The following is a 23,051-nucleotide window of genomic DNA, read 5'->3' as shown; positions in this document are numbered from 1 at the left end:
TATATTGCAGGAACGATGTAGGCCTGATAAGCGTAGCGCATCAGGCAACTACGTTTTTATTGCGAAGCCGCATCCGGGTTACGCAATGCCTGTGGATTCAGCTTTATCCCTTCATAGTAACTCACCCATGAAGAATATTTCTCCGGAGAGTTCCATACGCGGAAATGCAAACGTGCCATCGTTACCGGATCGCTCAAAAGCACCAGACGACGATCGCGGTTCAGCTTCTCTGGCGTCTCGTTCAGCGCCTGTTCAACGTGGCGGTCACGGGCGATTTCCAGCACCTTACTGGCGCGGTGACGCGCGGTCGCCATTGCCGTTGCCAGGGCGTTAAACGACGGGTTAAATACCGCGTGCATAAAGCCATCGTCGAGAGAACGTTGACGGTTCATCTCAAGGAAACGATCGGTATCTACCAGCACCTGCGGCGGTGAATACTCTTCCGGGATCAGGAACAGTTTCCAGCGTTTCGCACGCAGCCCCACGGTCGCACGACTGGAGATCACCGAAACAAACGGTGACAGGATCAGTGAGAAGACAATCGGCGCCAGCCAGAACAGGAATCTCAGGTCCAGCCATGCCATGCCAACCGCCCACACAAGACCCAGTAACAGTTGCGAACCGTGACGTTTAAACGCTTCTCCCCAGGAAGTGGAGTCATCATCACGTTGCGGTGAATTCCACACCACCTCCCAGCCGAGGAAGGCACTGACCACGAATACCGTATGAAACAGCATGCGCACCGGCGCCAGCAGTACGGAGAACAGCACTTCCAGCAGCAGCGACAAGGTGACGCGCCAGAAGCCACCATACTCTTTAGTCCCTTTGCACCAGATGAGCAAAATACTCAACAATTTTGGCAGGAACAGTAGCACCATTGTTGAGGCAAACAGTGCAATCGCCAGTTCAGGACGCCATTGCGGCCACACCGGAAACAACTGCCGTGGTTGCAGGAAGTATTGCGGTTCGGTCAACGCATGCACTACCTGTAATGCGGTCGAGAGCGCGAGGAACATAAACCACAGCGGCGCAGAGAGATAAGACATTACCCCCGTCAGGAACACCGCACGGTGTACCGGGTGCATCCCTTTGACCAGGAACAGGCGGAAGTTCATCAGGTTGCCGTGACACCAGCGACGGTCACGCTTTAGCTCGTCCAGCAAGTTTGGTGGCAACTCTTCATAAGAGCCTGGGAGATCGTACGCAATCCATACTCCCCAGCCTGCACGGCGCATCAGTGCCGCTTCTACAAAGTCGTGCGACAGGATTGAACCAGCAAAAGAGCCTTCACCCGGCAACGGCGCCAGCGCGCAGTGCTCGATAAAGGGTTTCACGCGGATAATCGCGTTATGCCCCCAATAGTGCGACTCGCCAAGTTGCCAGAAGTGCAGACCGGCAGTGAACAATGGCCCATAAACACGGGTCGCAAACTGCTGGCAGCGCGCGTACAGCGTATCCATACCAGATGCTTTCGGCGAAGACTGGATAATCCCGGCGTTCGGGTTGGCTTCCATCAGGCGCACCAGTCCGCACAAGCAATCACCGGTCATCACTGAATCGGCATCCAGCACGACCATGTAGCTGTACTGACTGCCCCAGCGACGGCAGAAGTCATCGATATTACCGCTTTTACGCTTTACACGACGGCGGCGGCGGCGATAGAAAATCTGCCCTTCGCCGCCGACTTCAGCGATAAGCTCCATCCAGGCTTTTTGCTCTGCGACGCAGATATCCGGGTTGTAACTATCACTCAGAATGTAGACATCAAAGTGTTTAGCATTGCCGGTGGCTTTTACCGATTCCCACGTTGCGCGCAAGCCTGCAAAGACGCGATTCACGTCTTCATTACAGATGGGCATGATCAATGCCGTACGATGCTCCGGGTTTAGCGGCTCATCGCCAACGGTCGACGCAGAAATACTGTATTTATCGCGACCAATGAGCAGTTGCAGGAACCCCATCAACGCGGTCCAGAAACCGGCAGACACCCAGCAGAAAAGAACAGCAAAGAGGATCAGAATGCCGGTTTGCAGCATATAAGGCAGGAGCTGCATAAAGGAAACCCACAGATCCTGATCGACCATATCAACCGGATTAATAAACGCCCACCCCTGGTACGGAAGAATCGTCTTCATGTACCAGGTGGCGACAACGGTTTGCGCCAGTGTCAGGATAAGCAGGATATAACGACGGATTGTCCCGACGGTACGCCATTTTTGCTCGCTTTCCTGTTCTTCTTTAGTCAACCGAGCCAGATAGCGCGGTGTCACATCGCGCCCGCGCAGACGATCCCAGAATCGCCCTACCGGGTTAGTTCGCCACGGGTCGGGAAACATAGAGGAACGTTTTGCTTTCGGCATGGCCTGCAGCTGATCGCGTCCTTCGTCGTCTTTAATTAACTGCCCATCAGCCAGTGAATCCGGCCAGGCTTGTTCAAGACGCGCCTTCACCGACCCTTGCGGGGAGTCATCCTCCCGCGCCCAGGTGCGGTGTTCGGCATCCAGCGCCTGATGAACGGCGCGGATATCGGTCTTCGGCAATGCCGCTTTCTCACTGGCGGAGATGGGCATTGCGTCAATGTACTCAGTTGTTTTATTCATTGGCAGGTAACTGGTAGCTCCAGGTTTCACTCAACGTCTGATCGGCATTCACCAGCGCAGCACGCATTTCAGTGGTTTTCTTGGCATCTTTCACTTTCACGCGCATTACCAGACGCCAGCCTTTGGTGACCGGGTTATAACGCACTGTACTCTCTACAATCTCACCATTATCGCCAATACTGGTTTGTGCGGTGACTGGCGTATCCGCTGGCAGTTTTTTCATTTCTGCACCAGTAAAATCGACCACAAAGGCGATAGTACCGTCAGGTTGACGAATCAGGTTTGATTGTTTCACATCCCCCGTTGAACGACGCGTCTGCTGTACCCAGGCGTTATCTGGCGCATGCAATTTGTCTTCGTCCCGGCTGAAGGTGATGGTGTATTTAAAGTTCATCTCTTTACCCGGTTCCGGCAGCTGGTCCGGCGTCCAGTAAGCGACGATGTTATCGTTAGTTTCATCGTTGGTCGGGATTTCTACCAACTCAACGCTACCTTTACCCCACTCCCCTTTCGGTGTTACCCAGGCGCTTGGACGCAGATCGTAACGGTCGTCGAGATCTTCAAAACGAGAGAAGTTGCGGCCACGCTGTAACAGACCAAACCCTTGCGGATTCTCCATAGAGAAGCTGCTAACCGCCAGATGTTTCGGGTTATTCAGCGGACGCCAGATCCACTCGCCGTTACCGGCATGGATAGACAAGCCGTTTGAGTCGTGCAATTCCGGACGATAGTTATTCGCCGGAGACGGCTGGTTCGGTCCGAACAGGAACATACTGGTTAGCGGCGCAACACCCAGTTTGCCGACTTTGTCGCGCAGATAAATTTTAGACTGCACATCAACAACCGTGTCACGTCCTGGCATAACCACAAACTTGTAAGCGCCTGTCGCCCGCGGTGAGTCAAGCAATGCATAAATGGTTAAACGTTTATCAGTCGGTTTTGGACGCTCGATCCAAAACTCTTTAAAGCGCGGAAATTCTTCACCGGATGGCAACGCGGTATCAATTGCCAGGCCGCGGGCAGAAAGGCCATAAACCTGACCTGCACCAATCACGCGGAAATAGCTAGCCCCGAGCATGCTGACGATTTCATCGTTTTTATCTTTGCTGTTGATCGGGTAAAGCACTTTAAAACCGGCAAAACCAAGGTCTTTTACCGTGTCTTTGTCATGCTGAACATCGCCGAATGTAAAATAATCCGGACTGTATTTGATTCTTTTTACTGCCGTTGCAGTAACTTCATTGATTTTGACCGGCGTGTCGAAGTACATACCCTGATGGTAGAACTCGAGCTTGAATGGGGTCTTCAGATTGTTCCAGTAGGCTTTGTCATGATTAAACTGGATCTGCTGATAGTCCGCGTATTTCATGTCGCGGAAAACGGAGGGCAAGTTGCTTTTAGGCGCCTCATAGCCTTTTCCGGCTAAGGATTGAGCTTGCTTTGCAACATCGTCAATGCTGAACGCCCAGCTTGAAGAGGTATACAGGGTTAACATTACTGCAGCACTCAACCAACGCATTTTCATCATTTGTAGTTTATGTTTCATAATAAGTAAGCACTTCCCCCTTTGTGTGCTTATATCGATCCGATCTATTTTAATGGATAACCAGCCATTACGACAACAGAATCCCGGTGTTATTCAGCATGCTGGCTCATGGATTAAGCACTTGATTGCGGCCGTTTTCACTTTCCGTGCTTCTCCTAAAGACAGAAGCAGCGAGTTCGTGTAGGGTTTGCCAGCAAATTTATTTATCAACAGTCTTACAGACGCTTCCATTTTGGTTAGTGGTAGTGACTATGCCGCGCAAAAACACCCGTGAAGCCTGTGCCAGATGCGGTCAGGTCGATGTTGTTATGGCAAAAGCCTAAAGGCATTACCCGGCAGGGATAAGACGAAAAATCCGAGATTAGTTAATCATATATGAATCCAGTACCCGCGCAGCGTGAATATTTCCTCGACTCCATCCGCGCCTGGTTGATGTTGTTAGGGATCCCTTTTCATATTTCTTTAATCTATTCAAGCCACACCTGGCATGTGAATAGCGCAGAACCATCCTGGTGGCTGACACTTTTTAACGATTTCATCCACTCGTTCCGCATGCAGGTATTTTTCGTTATTTCTGGTTATTTTTCCTACATGCTTTTTTTGCGCTACCCATTGAAAAAATGGTGGAAAGTTCGTGTCGAACGCGTGGGGATCCCGATGTTAACGGCCATTCCTCTGCTGACCTTGCCGCAATTCATTATGCTGCAGTATGTCAAAGGCAAAGCAGAAAGCTGGCCTGGCCTGTCATTATATGACAAATATAATACACTGGCCTGGGAGTTAATTTCGCACCTGTGGTTTTTACTGGTATTGGTGGTCATGACGACACTTTGCATATGGATATTTAAGCGCATCAAAGATAATTTAGATAATTCCGAAAACAAAAATAAAAAATTCTCAATGGCTAAACTATCGGTGATCTTCTTATGCCTCGGCATCGGCTATGCGGCAATAAGAAGAACGCTCTTTATCGTTTATCCGCCTATTTTAAGCGATGGCATGTTCAATTTTATTTTCATGCAGACGCTGTTTTATATGCCGTTTTTTATCCTTGGCGCATTAGCTTTTATTTTCCCTAATCTTAAAGCCTTGTTTACCACACCTTCTCGTGGTTGCACACTCGCTGCAGCAATGGCATTTGTCGCATATTTGCTCAATCAACGTTACGGTAGCGGCGATGCCTGGATGTATGAAACCGAGTCGGTGATCACGATGGTACTCGGCTTGTGGATGGTGAATGTGGTTTTCTCCTTTGGTCACCGTTTGCTCAATTTTCAGTCGGCGCGGGTGACCTATTTTGTAAACGCATCGCTGTTTATCTACCTGGTTCACCACCCGTTAACGCTGTTTTTCGGCGCATACATCACCCCGCATATCACCTCAAATTGGCTTGGTTTTCTCTGCGGTCTGATATTTGTGATAGGGATTGCGATAATTCTGTATGAAATTCATTTACGCATTCCGTTGTTGAAGTTTTTGTTCTCCGGAAAACCGGCCATTAAGCGCGAGAATGATAAAGCACCAGCCCGCTGAGCCACGCTTACAATAACCATTCAACGGGTAATATTGACGCCAGTCTGACCAAAACCCGCTTCCAGAAACTGGTTGCGGGTTCTTTTTTGAGAATAATTTCTTCCTTCCCGTGGCGATCGACCCAGTTAATCCGCCCCCACCGATCCAAACGCAACTGCCAGGCCGCATCATACTGACTCTGAATAAAGCGTTTATCGATCAGTTGCGCCAGCGTTTTATTCTCTATTACCAGGCCCATTTCAGTGTTGAGTAATGTAGAACGCGGGTCGAAATTGAATGAACCAATAAATACGGTTTTGCCATCGACACTGAAGGTCTTGGCATGCAGACTGGCACCGGAATTCCCGGTTATTCCGCGGTCGTGCAGTGTACCGGGTTGTTCCTGCGTCGGCTTCAGCTCATAGAGTTCCACGCCATAACGGAGCAATTTTTTGCGCCAGCGTGCGTAGCCAGCATGCACCACAGCGACATCATTGGCGGCAAGTGAGTTGGTTAAGATTGCTATCTTTACCCCTTTTCTTACCATTCGTAACAGTTGCGCTACACCTGCACGCGTCGGCACAAAATAGGAAGAGATAATATCAATCCGCTCGCCGGGTGACCCCATGATATCGAACAGACGCTGCGGCAGAAGGGAATGGCGTTTTGCTTTGCCCTCCCCTTTCGCAGGATCATCACTTAATAAACGCGTTTTTGCCCAAATAAGCGGTAACGACCCCTCAACGAGTTGATTCATAAAAGGGCTTGATTCCAGTTTATGCAAATAGCGATGCGTGATGCTGTCATTATGCCAGGATGCGGGTAGCTCAATACGATCAGCCATTTCACCTTCTGGCACATCCAGAACATGCTGCAAGGGTGAAACTGATTTGCAATACCAGTAGCGGGCGAAATCATCAGCGACGTCCTCAACAACCGGCCCCATTGCCATCACATCTAAATCTGAAAAAAGCGGTTCTTCTCCTGCTCCAAAATATGCATCGCCGATGTTTCTCCCCCCCACCAGAGTCACCACGCCATCGACGGTAAAACTCTTATTGTGCATACGTCGATTGAGACGGGAAAAATCGGTGATATAGCCAAGCGGACGCAATAAGCGAAATGAGAAAGGATTGAAAAGTCGAACTTCAATCCGCGGATGACTATCGAGCAAGCGTAAAATGTCATCAAGTCCGGGTGTATTGTTGTCATCAAGCAACAAACGAACGCGAACGCCACGCTTCGCGGCGGCTAACAGAGCGGAAAACAGTAACCGCCCCGACATATCGTCCTGCCAGATGTAATACTGAACATCCAGCGTATGTTCCGCCATTTCTGCCAGGCGATAACGTGCGGCAAACGCATCCAGACCTTTATCAAGGGGGAAAATGCCGCACAGTCCTGGATGTTGCGAACACAAGGGCAACACCGCGCTCGCCAGCCGGGGCAAATCATTCATCTCCTTGTTGGGTAAGGAGTCTTTCGTAGAGATGGGCGTTTTCTTCATCATAACAGACAAAGTATACCTGCTCGGGTAAAGCGTGACGGGTAATAAATTCCGAAACGGTTTTTACTGCTATTTCAGCCGCTGCAGCGCGTGGGTATCCATAAACACCAGTACTAATGGCAGGGAAAGCTACCGATGTATAACTGTTCGCCGCCACCAGTCGCAGACTATTGAGATAGGCATCCTGTAATAGCTGATCTTCATTTTGTTCTCCGCCGCGCCACACTGGTCCAACAGTATGTACAACAGCTTTGGCGGGGAGATCGCCTGCGAGGGTAATTACTGCGTGTCCCGTAGGGCAGTCGCCCTGTTGTTGTCTGACTTTTAAACAGGCATCCAGCAGCGCCGGACCGGCAGCGCGATGTATAGCGCCATCGACGCCGCCTCCCCCCATCAACGATGGATTTGCCGCATTAACAATCACATCAACGGTCAGTTTGGTAATATCGCCCTGTACAACATGAATACGCGATTTCATAACGCCTCCTTACACCATCTTGTTTCTTAAGTGTACAGCAGGGTTTTTAGAGAAATCGCATTTTTCTTGTCGGCGACGTGAGTGGTTCAGAAACTTAGTTATATTCGATATTCATCACAGCCAGCTTTTTCTGCTCATCAAGATACTGCACTTTTACTGAGGCAATTTGCGCATTTTTAACTTTGCCGCTCATTAGCTCTTTGCTGGAATACGTTTTGCTCTGTACAGGACCATTTTGCATACAGGTCATTTCAACTGGCGCTTGTAGGGAGCTCACGTCACACGCCGGTTCCACAATTTGACCATAAAAATGAATCACGCCACCTTGCGCATTGCTTTCCGCTGTTGCAAAGAAAGGAAAAACCAGGCTGCCAAGCATAAGGGAGTTTAATAACGGTCTGAACATCTCTTCTATTTCCTCAATGATTAATCATCCTTGAGGGTGTGTTATCCATGCTTTCAGGTGGCCGATTCGTATCAGACCATTCTCTTCCGGCTCATTTTATGCTCAACTATCAATACATTAAGACTTTCCTGAAGAGGGCGGCCATTGTTGTGATAAATGAAGTGACTGTCCATCAGAAACAGTAACAACTATTTTCACCCGATCGTCCGGGGAAATATTTAAACTCAACTTCGTCAAGGCAATGGGTTGATTAGCGGGTAATGAAAGGGTCTTTTCTTGCTTCGTCTGACTTTGTCCCGAACTGCCTTCACGCAGAGATAATATTTGCACCCGGCACAAGCATGATTGCGTCAGAGTAACCTCAGGAATAATGGTGTACATGTCACCTTGTTGGGTTGTATTAAAGGTTATCTGGCTGGAAAGCGCCGCGAGAAGTAATAACGCGTTCATACTATTCTCCCGAAAAAAAACAGGGCTTGCGCCCTGTTTCTGTAATACAAATTCTGTATTAGTACTGATGAGCGGTCGCGTTGTTACCAAAGCCAACCTGAGTTACGTTGACACTGGAGTTAGATGCAGTCTGGTCAACTGCTGCACCGTTGCCGCCACCGAACTGTTTAACAGTCATTTCAGAGTTTTTACCGTTCCACTGATCCAGTGTCGCGCTGTTACCAAATCCACGTTGGGTCAGTTCAATTGAGCTGTCATCAGAACCTTGTCCCACATCTGCGCCGTTACCGCCGCCGTGCTGGGTAATTGTCAGATCAGAGTTGCGGGCATCAGCCTGCAATGCAACAGCAGAGTTACCGCCACCGTATTGGTAAATATTCAGTTCTGAATTCGGGCCGCTGTTATTACCGCCACCACCGTGGTTGCCGCCGCCACCGCCGTACTGAGGAATAGAACCTGCCAGAGCGCTACCGGAGAATACGATTGCTGCAATTGCTGCTACTTTTAAAAGTTTCATGTAAAACCCCCATCGGATTGATTTAAAAGTCGAATGGAAATTAACGCTGTGTTACGCGAATAGCCATTTGCGACTGTCTCTGCACTACAATTGCCGTTTTTTGAGTACCATGCTGCGTAATATTTGCTTTATTACCAGAACCTTTCTGGATAATCATTGCAGTATTACCATATGCGCCCTGCGAAATACTGGCATCGTTGGCATTGCCCGCCTGATCAATATACGCAAGGTTATAATCTCCTGTCTGGTCAATCTTTGCCCGGTTGTTATTACCATCTTGCGAAACAACCGACAAAAGTTTAGAGCCTCCCTGCCGTAACTGTGCACTATTATTAGCACCAGCTTGACCAATTATGGCTGCCTGATTAAATGAAGACTTACTCAATTCATTTACCGCAAAGTTATACTCTGAATTAGCTAAATCATAACCTGCCGCGGCTGCAATCCCAGGCGCACCCAGTACTGTTAACATCATAAATAACAATCTGTTTTTCATGTTGTCACCCTGGACCTGGTCGTACATTTAAGAAATTTAAATCATTTCAACTTGGTTGTTAACGCAAACCGTTTTTTGTTAACGCTGCGTTACGATGGAAAGTATGTCTGCGGAAATATTTTTAATAACTCACCCGCGCGTTGTATTTTTCTTTTTTTACTCATGCCAAAGTATTAAAACTCGCGTAAATACGCTGTTATTTACGCAAAAATTATTTTGTTTACTTTTAAACCGTCGTTTTTTGACCGCGAAAATTCGACAAACTATCTCTCCTCATGATTCACGACGATTCTGTCGATATGTTTACCTGACAAGCCGTCACAAACATCGTTTTTTTGCAGCCAAAAATTGTCCCTGAAGAGAATATGAAAATGCAGACAATTTTAGCGCAACAAAAGGACCAGAGATAAATAAACTTTATGAATACAATCATGTGGTTACGCGTATTTGTATGACTTTTCAAAATTGTGCAATAAAAGCCATATGTACAACTTTTCTATCATTACCAAACTTAACAATCCCTTGATGTTAACAAATTTAATTACCAGATTACATTTTGTTACATGTTTAACACTTGATTTAAGATTTGTAATGGCTAGATTGAAATCAGATGTAATCCATTAGTTTTATTTTTTACCCATTTAGGGTTGATTTATTACTACACACAGCAGTGCAACATCTGTCAGTACTTCTGGTGCCTTTATTGAATAAAGGCAGCTGTCAGGTGTGCGATTAATAAAAAGAGCGGGGTTTCATCATGTTTAATGAAGTCCATAGTATTCATGGTCATACATTACTGTTAATCACTAAACCTTCCTTGCAAGCGACTGCGTTATTGCAGCATTTAAAACAATCGCTGGCAATCACAGGAAAACTACATAACATTCAACGTTCTCTGGACGATATATCTTCTGGCTGCATTATTCTGTTGGATATGATGGAAGCAGATAAAAAACTCATCCATTACTGGCAGGATACATTAAGCAGAAAACACAACAACATCAAAACACTGTTGTTAAATACTCCAGACGATTACCCGTACCGCGACATTGAAAACTGGCCTCATATCAACGGTGTTTTTTACGCCCTGGAGGATCAAGAACGCGTCATCAATGGGTTGCAAGGCGTCTTACGCGGGGAATGCTACTTTACGCAAAAACTTGCCAGCTATCTGATTACACATTCAGGTAACTATCGTTATAACAGCACGGAATCTGCCCTCCTTACTCATAGGGAAAAAGAGATCCTTAATAAACTGCGTATCGGCGCCTCCAATAACGAGATTGCTCGTTCGCTGTTCATCAGCGAAAATACGGTTAAAACGCATCTTTATAATCTTTTCAAGAAGATAGCAGTCAAAAACCGGACTCAAGCAGTCTCATGGGCAAACGATAACCTCAGGCGATAAAGCCATGAAACGTTATTTATGCTGGATTGTAGCAGCGAATATTTTCTTCGCTGCGGGGAATGTTCACGCCGTAGAGGTAGAAGTACCGGGATTGTTAACTGACCATACTGTTTCATCCATTGGACATGATTTTTATCGTGCCTTTAGTGATAAATGGGAAAGTAGCTATACCGGGAACTTGACGATTAATGAAAGGCCCAGTGCACGATGGGGAAGCTGGATCACCATAACGGTAAATCAGGACGTTATTTTCCAGACTTTTTTATTCCCATTGAAAAGAGACTTCGAGAAAACTGTTGTCTTTGCACTGGCACAAACTGAAGAAGCACTGAACCGTCGACAGATTAGTCAGGCTTTACTGAGTACGGGCGATTTAGCGCCTGATGAATTTTAAATTAAATTGTCCGGAGGCTGCAATGCGTGTCAAACATGCAGTAATTCTACTCATGCTAATTTCGCCAATAAGTTGGGCCGGGAATATGACCTTCCAGTTCCGCAATCCTAATTTTGGTGGCAACCCCAATAATGGCGCTTTTTTACTAAACAGCGCCCAGGCACAGAACTCGTATAAAGATCCAAGCTATGATGATGACTTTGGTATTGAAACGCCCTCGGCGTTAGATAACTTCACCCAGGCCATTCAGTCACAAATATTAGGTGGGCTGCTGACAAATATTAATACGGGTCAGCCAGGACGAATGGTGACTAACGAATATATCGTCGATATTGCCAACCGGGATGGTCAGCTGCAACTGAACGTAACCGATCGTAAAACGGGTCAAACGTCCACGATTCAGGTTTCGGGATTACAAAATAACTCAACCGATTTTTAAGCCCCAGCTTTGTAAGGAAAATAATATGCAGCGCTTATTTGTTTTGGTTGCAGTCATGTTGCTGAGTGGATGCTTAACAGCACCACCAAAAGAAGCCGCCAAGCCGACATTAATGCCTCGAGCTCAAAGCTACAAAGATTTAACCCATTTACCTTCGCCAACGGGCAAAATCTTTGTCTCGGTATACAACATCCAGGATGAAACTGGACAATTTAAACCCTATCCGGCGAGTAACTTCTCCACCGCAGTTCCGCAAAGCGCGACCGCCATGTTGGTCACCGCATTGAAAGATTCGCGTTGGTTTGTACCACTGGAGCGTCAGGGCCTACAAAACTTACTGAACGAACGTAAGATTATTCGTGCGGCACAAGAAAACGGCACTGTTGCGCTCAATAACCGGATCCCGCTACAGTCGCTGACGGCAGCCAATATCATGGTTGAAGGGTCGATTATTGGTTATGAAAGTAATGTGAAATCGGGCGGTGCCGGGGCGAGATACTTCGGTATTGGCGCCGATACGCAGTACCAACTTGACCAAATCGCGGTGAACTTGCGTGTCGTTAATGTCAGCACCGGTGAAATCCTGTCATCAGTGAACACCAGTAAGACCATTCTTTCCTATGAAGTCCAGGCCGGCGTCTTCCGCTTTATCGACTACCAGCGGTTACTGGAAGGGGAAGTAGGATATACCTCGAACGAACCCGTTATGCTATGCCTGATGTCGGCGATTGAAACCGGTGTTATCTTCCTGATTAATGATGGTATCGACCGCGGTCTGTGGGATTTGCAGAATAAAGCAGATCTGCAGAATGACATTCTGGTGAAATACCGCCATCTGTCAGTACCGCCGGAATCCTGATCCATAAAAAAGCCGGAGTATTAATCCGGCCTTTACGTATTCAATATAAAGCGTGATTCTCTCACGCTTTATTTTTTACTTGTTGCTCATGGTTAGCGGTCTTGGCACTGCGCGCCGCCAACCAAAGCCCACTGTTTTTCATCGCGTAACCAAACACCAGCCCAAGCGCCAGAGATGGCAATACCAGTTTCCAGTTTCCCTGCGCGGCAAACGTCGCACACGCACCGATAAATGTACCCGGAACAAATGACAGCAATAGCTGTTTGGCCTGAATACACATCAGGAAAGCGACAATGCCAGTCATGACATAGCCAACTATTTCCAGATGGGGTGCCAGCGCACTACCGTAAATAATGACCATTGCCCACACCACACCGCTAAGCAGCGTTGCAGCGGAGATCGCCAACCCTTTCAGGCCGCCTTGCGGACAGGCAAAGTAGGCCGTGCAGCCAAGGAAACCCGCCCAGCTGAGTAAACCAAGGGAAACGGCCACCCATCCCCAGATACCGGAGAGAATGCCCGTTGTGATTGCAATAGAGAGAAGTATGTTCATGCCGCGAATGATAGCAGAAAACGCGGCCATGAATGAGATCGAGCACACATTTTATGCAACGTAGAGTTTGATGTTGCATTCACTGGTGATCACGATCACACTTATTCTTCTTTTTCTTCCTCAAGTTCATCCCACATTGCGCCGATAGCATCGCGGGTCAGTGGTGCCATAGTGCGCCAGAACGGCGTGGTTGCATGGGCCTCAATTTTACCGAGAAATGCGCCACACCACGGCAACAGATACTCGCTGAACAACGTTTCCAGTGCTTCGCTTTCATCTTCCGTTGACTGATCTTCCAGCCAGGAAGCCGCAAGCAGTAATGTGCCGATGTGATCGGCTGGCGTATCTGCTAACGGCATCCCGCGTTCTGAAAGAAAAGCACGCACTTCCGCTTCCGTCGCGCCCTCAACCCAGGCACTGCGGTAAGGCGGTACTGCACATTCATCGCCGATAAACAGCGCATTGTAATCAGCAGATACTTGCGCCATATCACAACTTTTCTGCAAGCGTGCCAGCAACTCATCCTGCTCCAGAGGCCAGCTCGCCGCCAATTTTCCCTCACGAATCAGGGTAAACAGCGGAACCAGTAAAGGGTCCTGCGGTTGGCGGTAATAAAGTGACCCCAGTACACGACACAGGATAGAAAACTCGTTCATTTATTTATTTCCATAAAAGCAATTAAAGTTCAGCAAATTCCGCAATCGGCGCCATACCGCGGGATTCCAGGAAGTTGAGTAAACGGCGCGGTGAAACATTCAAAATGCGTTCTTCTGGAAAATCAACCGCGTCAAGAATTTTACGACACTCTTCAAAATCACCCATAGTAAACGCGGTATGAGAATCCGAGCCTAATGCCACCCAACCGCCAGCATCGCGCACCGCAGCGGCAACTGCACGGCAGTTATCTTCACTGCCTTTGCGCGAGTGTAGGAAGGACGAATTATTGATTTCCAGCGCGACCTGGTGTTTCGCGGCTGCTTCCGCAACTGCTTTGAAATCAATGGAATATTTCGGATTGCCCGGATGGCTTATTATGTGCACATTGCCGCTGGCGATAGTCGCGATCATCGCTTGCGTATTGGTCGCTTCATCATGTGGTGCAAAAACCGGTTCATGAAAACCAGCAATGATTAAATCCAGCGACTCAAACATTTTGCCGCTACAGTCAATTTCACCGTCAACATTTTTAATGTTGGCTTCAATGCCGCGCAGGATCCCTACCCCATCAACCACTCGTGGCCAAATACGCATATTAATGAAATGCCAGTGATGCGGTGCATCTTCCATATCCGGGCCGTGATCGGTAATTGCAAAAAGCTTGATTCCCTTCTGTTTAGCCTGGGCAATGTAGTCACTTAATGTGCTGTATGCATGCGTGCTGGCAACGGTATGCATATGTAGGTCGACGGGATACATAACTCTCTCCTGTATTCAATTCTTGCCAAGGATAGCAGGAATCCTGGCGCTTTATTAGTAGCCTCGAACTCGGTCGACTTGCCCGCTGACGGCCTCACCTCTTTCTAGCTGGGAAATGGTGCGCGAAATATACTCCACTGCTTCGACGGGGCGAGTAATAGCTGCCACATGTGGCGTTATCGTGACGCGTGGATGTTGCCAGAGCGGGCTTTCCGGCGGTAAAGGTTCACGATTAAAAACATCCAGCATTGCTCCTTTAATCTTGCCACTTTCCAGCGCCGCGAGCAGGTCATCTTCCACCACATGGACGCCACGCGCCAGATTGAGAAGATACGCGCCATCCGGTAATTGATTGAATAATTGTTGATTAATAATGCCGATCGTTTCGGGCGTATTCGGTAACAGATTAATCAGTACCCGGCATTGACTCAGAAATGCCTTCAGCTCCTCGCTTCCAGCAAAGCTTTGTACATCTGGCCAGGATTTACGACTGCGACTCCAGCAACGCAGCGGAAAGCGCCATGTTTGTAGACTCTGTGCGACTTTACCGCCCAACACGCCAGCGCCCAGGATGCCAATTGTAAAATCCTCCCGATGATATTCAGGCAGCGGTTGCCAGTGCGAAGCATTTTGCTGGATTCGATAATCGTCAAAACGTCGGAACCAATGTAGCACCTGGCTAACAGCATATTCCTGCATTTGCTCGCCCATACCGGTATCTTCCAGGCGGAAAAGCGGAATGGAGGGTTTAAGCATTTCAGGGTGTGCCTGTAGTTTACTCAATATAGAATCCACACCGGCGCCTAGTGCAAACACAGCTTTAAGATCTCGTCCTGCCAGCATTTCAACAGGAGGATGCCAGACTAATGCATAATCCGCGCCCTGGTTATCTCCGTTTTTCCAGGCTCTGACCCTGGCATGAGGTATCGCTTGACTCAGCGCCTCAATCCACCATTTTGAGTCAAAGGTTGGGTGATAAAAGATGATATCCATATTGGCTCCCGAAAAGAGTTGAGCGGAATTTATTCGCGCTTATTGTTATGATCTGCAAGGAACATCAGAATAGCAAATCTGCTGTCGGTGGCAAAAAAAGCAAAACTTGCTTATTAAAGCCGCAAACTGATTGAAGTTTGAATAAACGCACTTTTTTTTAAAAAAGTTTGTTGACCCGAGGCGACTATTTCCCTAAATTAGCGCCCGTTCCAGCAAGACAGGAACAACAATTTGGTGAGGTGTCCGAGTGGCTGAAGGAGCACGCCTGGAAAGTGTGTATACGGCAACGTATCCGGGGTTCGAATCCCCGCCTCACCGCCATATCTTAAGAAGAGCTCGTACGAAAGTACGGGCTTTTTTTTCGCATATTGCACAGCCCGGCAGGGATGAGAAGCCCGGACCCGGGTTCGACAACTGGCGAAAGCCAGTTGGACAGACCGTGAACGCAGTGAACGGGCTGCCCGCAGGGCGACGAGGAATTTTCCAACATAGTCTCCTGTTCCGTTCAGAAAGGATGAGGTAAGTGATACCTTGTTTTGTAAAATCATTTTTGCATTAGATAATACCGAAATAATATTTATTATTTACCAAGGCAAAAGCTGAATATAAATGTACAAAGTGATTCAATTCTAACTATTGTGGGTAAATGGATGGGAGTATCCTTTAATAACAGACAGCATGACTATGCTCTTCTGAAGCGAGCACAAGACAAAAGAGTTTCCGATATTGCTTTAGGAACTCTTGATACAAAAGATCCTGATGCTGATACTCACCTGCTTCTTGTTGAAGCAAAATAAATCTTAACTCTTACGAAACAGGTTGGCATTCAGGCACTCCAGACTCGCATATGTTCATGATCTACAAACAAAGACTCAAGATGTCATATCTGCGATGAATTCTACATATTCTAAAATGGAGGATAAAGCATGAACTTAACTGAAATTTCAAAAGAAATTGAAAAATTAAAATACCATATAAGTATCCTTGGTGACATAATCGATTATCATAATCATCCCGTGGAGTCATTAACTATTTCAATGGATTGGAATGAAAGAAACATTAATCGTACACATGATATATTTGAAAAATACGATGAAAAATTAAGCAACAATGAAAAATTAAAATGGTATGAATTTGAAAATGACTTAAAAGATGAACTCGATATTGAATACCAAATGGTAAAACAAGTTATTCTTGCTTTTTACAAAAACCATCAGTGGACAGATGTTTGTTATCAATATGCGCTGAGTTTTGGCCCCAACATACCTGCCGAGTTTTACCAAATTATTCGCCACAATAACTGATTGTTTATCTGGTAGTAGGCTAAATCTATTACCAGATAAATGCATTTGTTCATAATCATTTATTTATCCACTAATCTATCGCACAAACTGATATGGAATTGATTCGAGCGATGAGGTAGTAAATTATATACGATATTAATAATAATCTTATGCATTAATATCAATTAGTATAGTTTTCATAGTAAATCAATTTAAGGATAGAACCATGTATAATACAAAGCGGATTGCCTGGCGTGCATATAAAAAAGGGTATCATACAGGGGAGAGTATAAAATGGTTTTCATATTTTCACTCAATTCTTACTGGAGCCTGCTTTACCTTTTTTATTGGGCTTTTTAGTGTCCCCCCTGTTAATATCTCCAATAGTTTTCCGCTGTGGTGGGCTACGTTAGGTTTCGCAATATCAACATTACTGAACACAGGCTTCTCATTATTTTACATATTCGCAAGTGGCGAAAGGGAATTCATTTTTGAACTACACTCATATAGTAAAGTCGGTAACTTATTGATTATTACCTCATTAGCACTACCAGTAATTTCATTTATCATGTTACTTTTTTATTACTCCACACATATTGGCGTAATTATTTTATTTGTCACCGCCATCATTTTATTGATAATAAAAAGAATGTTTTCAGAGATAAAATCAACGAAGGATAAAATAGAAAAGAAAAAGTTATGGTCAATTGAAAACGAAAAGTTTGCTGATTATGATACAATATGTGAACATTATGACTTTCCAATTTTCACACCAGAAGAACAAACCCAGAGAAATATTGAGTTTTATTTCCTTATCAAAATAAATAAAATTATTAAAAATTTTCAAGACAGCAACCCTCAAATCGACAACATGGATAATATTGATTTTTTCAATAACGAATTACTCAGCATTATTCATGAAATGTATAACAGCAGAAATTTCCACCCGGGAATTTTATCAAAAAAAACAAAGGAATTGATTTTATTAACCATGACCGACAACAATGAATTAAACAAGGAAAAAATCGCAGAAGAGCTGACAAAACTGAATGAATATATTGAGAACAGACTTTATAATTTAAAATAGCTATCCTGCATTGCAACTAAACCGGCTGTAAGTAGTTTTAGATAAATTTGCACTCTGGGCAATACACATCAAAAACAAAGCCCGGTTAGCCCGGGCTCTGCGCTTGTAATACGCTTAACTATAGGCATGTAGCGTACGTTGGCAAAGAGCCGAACGTACGCAATCATTTTTGCCGAACCGGACGATCCCGACCATTTCATCTTCTTCGAAACGTTCCAGCGCGTCACTTAATCCAGAGCGCACGCCGCGAGGCAGATCGCATTGCGTGATATCACCATTGACGATAACCGTTACGTTTTCCCCGAGGCGGGTTAAAAACATTTTCATTTGCGCGGCAGTCACATTCTGCGCCTCGTCAAGAATGACAACTGCATTTTCAAAGGTACGTCCACGCATATAGGCGAACGGCGCGATTTCCACCTTCCCTATTTCCGGTCGCAGGCAATACTGCATAAAGGAAGCCCCCAGGCGCCGGACCAGCACGTCATAGACCGGACGAAAATAGGGAGCAAACTTTTCTGCGATATCCCCAGGTAAGAAGCCAAGATCTTCATCGGCTTGCAAAACTGGACGGGTGACGATGATCCTGTCGACATCCTTATGTATCAGAGCCTCTGCCGCTTTTGCCGCACTGATCCAGGTTTTACCGCACCCGGCTTCGCCCGTAGCGAATATCAGCTGCTTACTCTCAATAGCCTTCAGATAGTGCAATTGCGCTTCATTTCGCGCCACGATTGGCGAAGTATCGCGACTGTCGCGGGCCATACCAATGGCTTCTACGCCGCTCATCTGCACAAGCGAGGTGACCGATTCTTCTTCACGCTGTTTATGGCTGCGTGAATCCCGTCTCAGCACACGTTTTGCTTCGCGACGAGCTTTGATCACTGCTTTTTGTCTTCCCATGGAGAGCACCTTGAGTTGTTTGTATTCATCACACGCGCCGTTGGCAGCGCGATTATGCGCACGAACATCAGAGGGTTGGCTTCCTTGTAAGCCATAGTTTGCTTTTGGAAATAACACCGAAAACGGCTACGCGCACCGTTCACGGCGTCGGTAACACGAGAAAAGGGAGGAAGTGAGTAAAAATACAGAGTGACGAAGTTGCTACCGGAGGAGAAATCTCCGCGTTTGGTCGAGCGTTGATTGTCAAAAACATGTCCAGTGCAGGACGTTACCATCCGCGATCTCCATAGTTACTGACTATCACTGCCGGGAACTACCGCTGTTACTTAATAAGTACAACAGTTTTCGCATTTATTGCAACAATATATTTACTTATGTTTAAATATAAAGCACCATTTCAGTGACATTAGTTTCTACTGGAAAGATGACAGAGTAATGACAGTGATGAAAAAAGCTGTGTGCTTTCAGCAGGATTCGCTTCAGGCATCTGCGCACGAACGCCGGATGCGGCGTAAACGCCTTATCCAGCCTACCGAGCCAGCACCGATTGTAGGCCTGATAAGATGCGCCAGCATCGCATCAGGCATCAGTGCACGAACGCCGGATGCGCCGAACGCCTTATCCGCCTAAAAACATTAAACCTGCAATAGCGCCCTTCCCAGGTAATCATTCGCGTTCTTCACTCCCGGTAGCGCAAAAAAATAACCGCCGCCGATAGGTTTAACGTATTCCTCCAGCGCTTCGCCATTGAGCCTTTTTTGTACTGTCAGGAAGCCTTTTTCCAGATCGTGTTGGTAGCAGACAAACAGCAACCCCATATCCAGTTGCCCGGAGTTGGTGACGCCCAGTGAATAACTGTAGCCACGACGCAGCATCAGACTGGACTCACTCTCTGGCGTGCGGGGATTCGCCAGCCGGATATGGCTGTCCAGCGCAATCACCTTCCCTTCCGGATCGCTGGCGTAATCGGGAACATCATGCTCATGCTGCATTCCCAGCGGCGCACCGGTCTGCTTATCACGGCCAAAAATCGTCTGCTGTTCTTTCAGTGGCGTTCTGTCCCAAAATTCCACTCGAAACTGAATCAAGCGTACTGCCTGATAGCTACCACCGATTGTCCACGCAGGCTCCTGCTGATCTGCCGTCACCCACACCACTTTTTGCATCAACTTATCATTCTGGCTATCGGGATTGGCGGTACCGTCTTTGAAGCCCAGCAAATTGATTGGTGTCTCTTTACCTTTACTGCGTGCCGCGTGATCGGAGATAAACCCTTCCCGCTTCCAGCGCACGCTGAGTAAATCCGGCGTGTGTTTGATGATATCGCGCAGCGCATGGATCACCGTGTCCTGGGTGTTGGCGCAAATTTGTAGCAACACATCACCATGACATAACGCTGCATCCAGCGAGTCGTTGGGGAAACGCGTCATCTTCTGCAACTTTTTCGGCATCTGCGGCGCAAGCCCAAACCGTTCGTCAAACAATGAGTGGCCCACCGATAACGTGATGGTGAGATTATCGGGCGCAATGTAGTCGCCAAGAATGCCGGAATCGAGTGGTGGCAGGCGCGGATTTTGCGTTTCTGGTGCCGCTCCGCCCTGAGTCAGAAACGCAAAACGCTGAGTCAACAAGCGAAACAACCGCTCAAGATCGGCTTTATCGCTGGCAAGCACATCAAACGCCACCAGCATCATTGCGGCCTGTTGTGGCGTCAGGATCCCTGCCTGATGCTCACCATAAAACGGCTGTTTCTCATTGCGTGCATCCGGTGAAAGCGTACCCGGCGCACTTTGCGTTTTTTGTGCATGAGCGACCGGACAACTTCCCGCCAGCGCCAGTGCACCAATCCCTTTCAGTAAACGTCGGCGTGACGGTTCATTCACACCGTTTTCATCTTCATACTGCATAACGCTTAGTCCAGCCCCAGCACACCGCGAAGTTGCGCCAGATCTTCCGCCAGCGCAGTAATCGGCCCTTTCAGTGCATTCCGGTCGGCATCGGTCAGTTTGTCGTAGGTTTCAAAACCGTCTTTGGTACGGTATTTCGCCAGAATGGTATCGACCTTTTTGAAGTTAGCATCGACTTTTGCCAGCAGCTCCGGGTTGGCTTTTTGTAGTTGTGGACGCAGCAGATCGACTATTTTCTGCGAGCCTTCAACGTTAGCCTGGAAATCCCACAGATCGGTGTGGCTGTAGCGATCTTCTTCACCGCTGATTTTGCTTGCTGCCACTTCCTCAATCAGTCCGGCTGCGCCGCCGACCACTTTTGAAGGTGGGAAAGCCAGTTCACTGATGCGTTTTTGCAAATCGACCACATCGGTATAAAGCTGGTCAGCGTACTGAGCCATTCCTTTGGTGGTGTTGTCGCCAAACAATGCTTTTTCCAGACGGTGGAAACCAGTGAATTTCGGATCGGCGGCTTTTTGCTCGTAATCATCTTCACGGGCGTCAATGCTGCCATCCAGATCGGAGAACAGTTCAGCAATCGGTTCGATGCGCTCATAGTGCTGGCGCGTCGGCGCATACAGTGCTTTCGCTTTTTCGATATCGCCTGCTTTGATGGCGTCGGTAAATGCTTTGGTGTCAGTCACCAGCTGCGTGGTTTCCGCCATGACATACGCTTTATATGCAGTAATTGCACCACCAAGACTTAACAGCGCATCACTTTGCGCCGCATCCGCCGTTGCCTCGCCTTTGACGATCAACTTCCCTTTCGGGTTAGTCAGCAGGCCGCAGGTCATATCGTATTCGCCAGGCTGTAAATTCGCCGTCATTTTCTGGCTAAAGCCAGGGGCGATATTTTCCCGCTCTTCCACCACCATCACGCCTTTAAGGATCTCCCACTCCAGCGCCTTCTGGCTGTGGTTCTGAATAATGAACTGTGTTTTCCCGGCGTTAACCGTAATGGTCATCGGTTCGCACTGCTTATCCGTCACAGTGACTTTGACTTGCGGAATATCAGCGGCGTTAGCCATAAAAGCAGAAGAAAACAGCGCAGCCACGCTCAACTGCAATGCGTTACGGCGGAAGTTAATGGTCATGACGAGACTATCCCTTTAAAGTATGTTGTAACTAAGCAAGAGTTTGCGTCGTATTTGCTACGCAGAACGAGACGCTGTCGCCCCTGCACGTGGCGGCAGAGCAAATGCCACCAGCGCCGGGATGAGATAAATAAACCAGACGGCGACTTCGCTGACGCTCGGCGCTTCCTGATAGCCAAAAATCCCTTCCATCAGCGTGCCAAACAGCGAGTGAGTTGAGAGCACCGCACTCATATCGAAGGCGATTTCCTGAAAGTGGTTCCACAATCCGGCTTCATGAAATGCGCGAATGGCACCTGCCGCCAGCCCTGCGGCGACGAAGAGAATAAACAGGCTGGTCCATTTAAAAAATGCACCAAGATTGAGGCGAATACCGCCCCAGTAGAGCAGGAAGCCGAGCACCATGGCTGTAGCAAGACCGAGCATTGCACCCAGCGGCGGCCAGATCCCGACATCTTGTTGAAATGCCGCCAGCAGGAAAAAGACCGACTCCAGCCCTTCCCTTGCAACGGCAAAAAAGACCATCATCACCAGCGCCCAGCCATGATGATTTCCACGCTGCAATGCGCTATCGACTGCCTGCTCCAGTTGCACTTTGACGTTGCGCGACACTTTGCGCATCCAGAAAACCATCCAGGTAAGGATCACCACGGCGATCACCGCCACGATACCTTCAAACAGTTCCTGTTCTTTTTGCGGAAATTCGCCGGTGGTTTCATTGATGAAGATACCCAAGCCCAGGCACAACGCAGCGGCAAGCAACACGCCAATCCACATCACACCAATCCATCGGCCTCGCTGGGTACGCTTAAGATAGCTGGCAATCAAACTGACAATCAGCGCGGCTTCAAGTCCTTCGCGCAACATAATGAGAAACGGAACAAACATGCCACCACCCTTAAACGTTTTTCTGAGTCAATCTATGCAAAGAAAAGTAAATCGCAGTGATAGCGATTATCATTACGGTAAAGAAAAATACAAGCGGAATGTTTATAAAATGATGTTGGAATGTAAACAAAGAGAGATAATGCCCGGGATATAAACGATTATTCCAGGGTAGAAAGATGGGATTGTTTACAACGAGCCATGTGTTCTTGCCAGATACCGCGTAAGCGCCTTATCCGGCAAGAACCACACAACTATTTTAATGCTGCGCAACACGCT

Annotated in this window: 23 protein-coding genes and 1 tRNA gene; 8 read left to right on the top strand and 16 right to left on the bottom strand. The window is 47.4% G+C overall.

Annotated features, from left to right (window positions below; genetic code table 11):
• Nucleotides 1-56: 56 nt before the first annotated feature.
• The gene (gene mdoH, locus D9736_RS10395) at nucleotides 57-2,600 is read right to left on the bottom strand and encodes a glucans biosynthesis glucosyltransferase MdoH (RefSeq protein ID WP_130222068.1); all 2,544 of its coding nucleotides are present in this window, start codon (nucleotides 2,598-2,600) and stop codon (nucleotides 57-59) included.
• A complete protein-coding gene (gene mdoG / locus D9736_RS10390; protein WP_130258319.1) occupies nucleotides 2,593-4,128 on the bottom strand; it encodes a glucans biosynthesis protein MdoG in 1,536 nt (511 codons plus the stop codon). The genes mdoH and mdoG overlap by 8 nt, the downstream gene beginning before the upstream one ends.
• A 393-nt stretch (nucleotides 4,129-4,521) precedes the next feature.
• Here mdoG and mdoC point away from each other — a divergent pair, with 393 nt between their 5' ends.
• Nucleotides 4,522-5,679 (top strand): glucans biosynthesis protein MdoC, encoded by a 1,158-nt coding sequence (gene mdoC / locus D9736_RS10385; protein ID WP_130258285.1) that lies wholly within the window; start codon nucleotides 4,522-4,524, stop codon nucleotides 5,677-5,679.
• Nucleotides 5,680-5,686: 7 nt separating this feature from the next.
• Here the strand turns inward: mdoC and clsC are convergent, their stop codons facing one another.
• From clsC to csgB, 6 genes are all read right to left on the bottom strand, one after another.
• Nucleotides 5,687-7,168, bottom strand: coding sequence for a cardiolipin synthase ClsC (gene clsC / locus D9736_RS10380; RefSeq protein WP_130258284.1), 1,482 nt, complete (start codon nucleotides 7,166-7,168; stop codon nucleotides 5,687-5,689).
• A complete protein-coding gene (gene ymdB, locus D9736_RS10375) occupies nucleotides 7,110-7,643 on the bottom strand; it encodes an O-acetyl-ADP-ribose deacetylase (protein ID WP_130258283.1) in 534 nt (177 codons plus the stop codon). Before ymdB ends, clsC begins: the two co-directional genes overlap by 59 nt.
• Before the next feature lie 94 nt (nucleotides 7,644-7,737).
• A complete protein-coding gene (locus tag D9736_RS10370; protein ID WP_130205471.1) occupies nucleotides 7,738-8,049 on the bottom strand; it encodes a type 1 fimbrial protein in 312 nt (103 codons plus the stop codon).
• 117 nt (nucleotides 8,050-8,166) lie between these two features.
• The gene (csgC, locus tag D9736_RS10365; RefSeq protein WP_000992819.1) at nucleotides 8,167-8,499 is read right to left on the bottom strand and encodes a curli assembly chaperone CsgC; all 333 of its coding nucleotides are present in this window, start codon (nucleotides 8,497-8,499) and stop codon (nucleotides 8,167-8,169) included.
• 58 nt (nucleotides 8,500-8,557) lie between these two features.
• The gene (csgA, locus tag D9736_RS10360; protein ID WP_000771421.1) at nucleotides 8,558-9,016 is read right to left on the bottom strand and encodes a curli major subunit CsgA; all 459 of its coding nucleotides are present in this window, start codon (nucleotides 9,014-9,016) and stop codon (nucleotides 8,558-8,560) included.
• Between the two features lie 40 nt (nucleotides 9,017-9,056).
• Nucleotides 9,057-9,512, bottom strand: a complete 456-nt coding sequence (csgB, locus tag D9736_RS10355) for a curli minor subunit CsgB (RefSeq protein WP_130215852.1) — start codon at nucleotides 9,510-9,512, stop codon at nucleotides 9,057-9,059.
• 757 nt (nucleotides 9,513-10,269) lie between these two features.
• On the opposite strand from csgB, the gene csgD reads away from it, so the two are divergent.
• Genes csgD through csgG form a run of 4 tightly spaced genes read left to right on the top strand, consistent with a single transcriptional unit; the run spans nucleotide 10,270 to nucleotide 12,612 of the window.
• Nucleotides 10,270-10,920 (top strand): biofilm master transcriptional regulator CsgD, encoded by a 651-nt coding sequence (gene csgD / locus D9736_RS10350; RefSeq protein ID WP_064528493.1) that lies wholly within the window; start codon nucleotides 10,270-10,272, stop codon nucleotides 10,918-10,920.
• 4 nt (nucleotides 10,921-10,924) lie between these two features.
• Nucleotides 10,925-11,314 (top strand): curli production assembly/transport protein CsgE, encoded by a 390-nt coding sequence (gene csgE, locus D9736_RS10345; protein WP_130205465.1) that lies wholly within the window; start codon nucleotides 10,925-10,927, stop codon nucleotides 11,312-11,314.
• A 22-nt stretch (nucleotides 11,315-11,336) separates the two neighbouring features.
• Complete coding sequence (gene csgF, locus D9736_RS10340) at nucleotides 11,337-11,753, top strand: curli production assembly/transport protein CsgF (RefSeq protein WP_064528489.1); 417 nt, start codon at nucleotides 11,337-11,339, stop codon at nucleotides 11,751-11,753.
• Nucleotides 11,754-11,778: 25 nt separating this feature from the next.
• Nucleotides 11,779-12,612, top strand: a complete 834-nt coding sequence (gene csgG / locus D9736_RS10335) for a curli production assembly/transport protein CsgG (RefSeq protein ID WP_130205462.1) — start codon at nucleotides 11,779-11,781, stop codon at nucleotides 12,610-12,612.
• Nucleotides 12,613-12,673: 61 nt separating this feature from the next.
• Here csgG and D9736_RS10330 read toward each other — a convergent pair whose 3' ends face one another.
• The 4 genes from D9736_RS10330 to ghrA all read right to left on the bottom strand — a co-directional run bounded on the left by D9736_RS10330 (nucleotide 12,674) and on the right by ghrA (nucleotide 15,574).
• Nucleotides 12,674-13,165, bottom strand: a complete 492-nt coding sequence (locus D9736_RS10330) for a DUF1097 domain-containing protein (RefSeq protein WP_130205460.1) — start codon at nucleotides 13,163-13,165, stop codon at nucleotides 12,674-12,676.
• Between the two features lie 101 nt (nucleotides 13,166-13,266).
• On the bottom strand, nucleotides 13,267-13,821 hold the full coding sequence (ycdY, locus tag D9736_RS10325; RefSeq protein WP_130205458.1) for a molecular chaperone YcdY: 555 nt from the start codon (nucleotides 13,819-13,821) through the stop codon (nucleotides 13,267-13,269).
• Between the two features lie 22 nt (nucleotides 13,822-13,843).
• On the bottom strand, nucleotides 13,844-14,581 hold the full coding sequence (gene ycdX / locus D9736_RS10320; protein ID WP_130205456.1) for a zinc-binding phosphatase: 738 nt from the start codon (nucleotides 14,579-14,581) through the stop codon (nucleotides 13,844-13,846).
• A 54-nt stretch (nucleotides 14,582-14,635) separates the two neighbouring features.
• Nucleotides 14,636-15,574: a glyoxylate/hydroxypyruvate reductase GhrA gene (gene ghrA, locus D9736_RS10315; RefSeq protein WP_130258282.1), complete on the bottom strand. Its 939-nt coding sequence runs from the start codon at nucleotides 15,572-15,574 to the stop codon at nucleotides 14,636-14,638.
• A gap of 233 nt (nucleotides 15,575-15,807) precedes the next feature.
• On the opposite strand from ghrA, the gene D9736_RS10310 reads away from it, so the two are divergent.
• From D9736_RS10310 to D9736_RS10300, 3 genes are all read left to right on the top strand, one after another.
• A tRNA-Ser gene (locus tag D9736_RS10310) sits at nucleotides 15,808-15,895 on the top strand.
• A 605-nt stretch (nucleotides 15,896-16,500) separates the two neighbouring features.
• The gene (locus D9736_RS10305; protein WP_130215847.1) at nucleotides 16,501-16,878 is read left to right on the top strand and encodes a DUF1878 family protein; all 378 of its coding nucleotides are present in this window, start codon (nucleotides 16,501-16,503) and stop codon (nucleotides 16,876-16,878) included.
• 205 nt (nucleotides 16,879-17,083) lie between these two features.
• The gene (locus D9736_RS10300) at nucleotides 17,084-17,944 is read left to right on the top strand and encodes a hypothetical protein (RefSeq protein WP_130215845.1); all 861 of its coding nucleotides are present in this window, start codon (nucleotides 17,084-17,086) and stop codon (nucleotides 17,942-17,944) included.
• Between the two features lie 114 nt (nucleotides 17,945-18,058).
• On the opposite strand, the gene phoH is transcribed toward D9736_RS10300, so the two are convergent.
• The 4 genes from phoH to efeU all read right to left on the bottom strand — a co-directional run bounded on the left by phoH (nucleotide 18,059) and on the right by efeU (nucleotide 22,775).
• A complete protein-coding gene (phoH, locus tag D9736_RS10295; RefSeq protein ID WP_167850467.1) occupies nucleotides 18,059-18,847 on the bottom strand; it encodes a phosphate starvation-inducible protein PhoH in 789 nt (262 codons plus the stop codon).
• Nucleotides 18,848-19,482: 635 nt separating this feature from the next.
• Nucleotides 19,483-20,754, bottom strand: a complete 1,272-nt coding sequence (gene efeB / locus D9736_RS10290) for an iron uptake transporter deferrochelatase/peroxidase subunit (RefSeq protein WP_130258281.1) — start codon at nucleotides 20,752-20,754, stop codon at nucleotides 19,483-19,485.
• Between the two features lie 5 nt (nucleotides 20,755-20,759).
• Entirely contained in the window at nucleotides 20,760-21,887 is a 1,128-nt protein-coding gene (efeO, locus tag D9736_RS10285) for an iron uptake system protein EfeO (protein WP_130258280.1), read from the bottom strand.
• Between the two features lie 57 nt (nucleotides 21,888-21,944).
• Nucleotides 21,945-22,775, bottom strand: coding sequence for an iron uptake transporter permease EfeU (efeU, locus tag D9736_RS10280; RefSeq protein WP_130258279.1), 831 nt, complete (start codon nucleotides 22,773-22,775; stop codon nucleotides 21,945-21,947).
• Nucleotides 22,776-23,051 lie beyond the last annotated feature (276 nt).

Source organism: Escherichia sp. E10V10 (assembly GCF_004211985.1).
In the GTDB taxonomy this organism is placed as follows: domain Bacteria; phylum Pseudomonadota; class Gammaproteobacteria; order Enterobacterales; family Enterobacteriaceae; genus Escherichia.
This window is presented reverse-complemented; position numbering and strand designations above follow the sequence as displayed.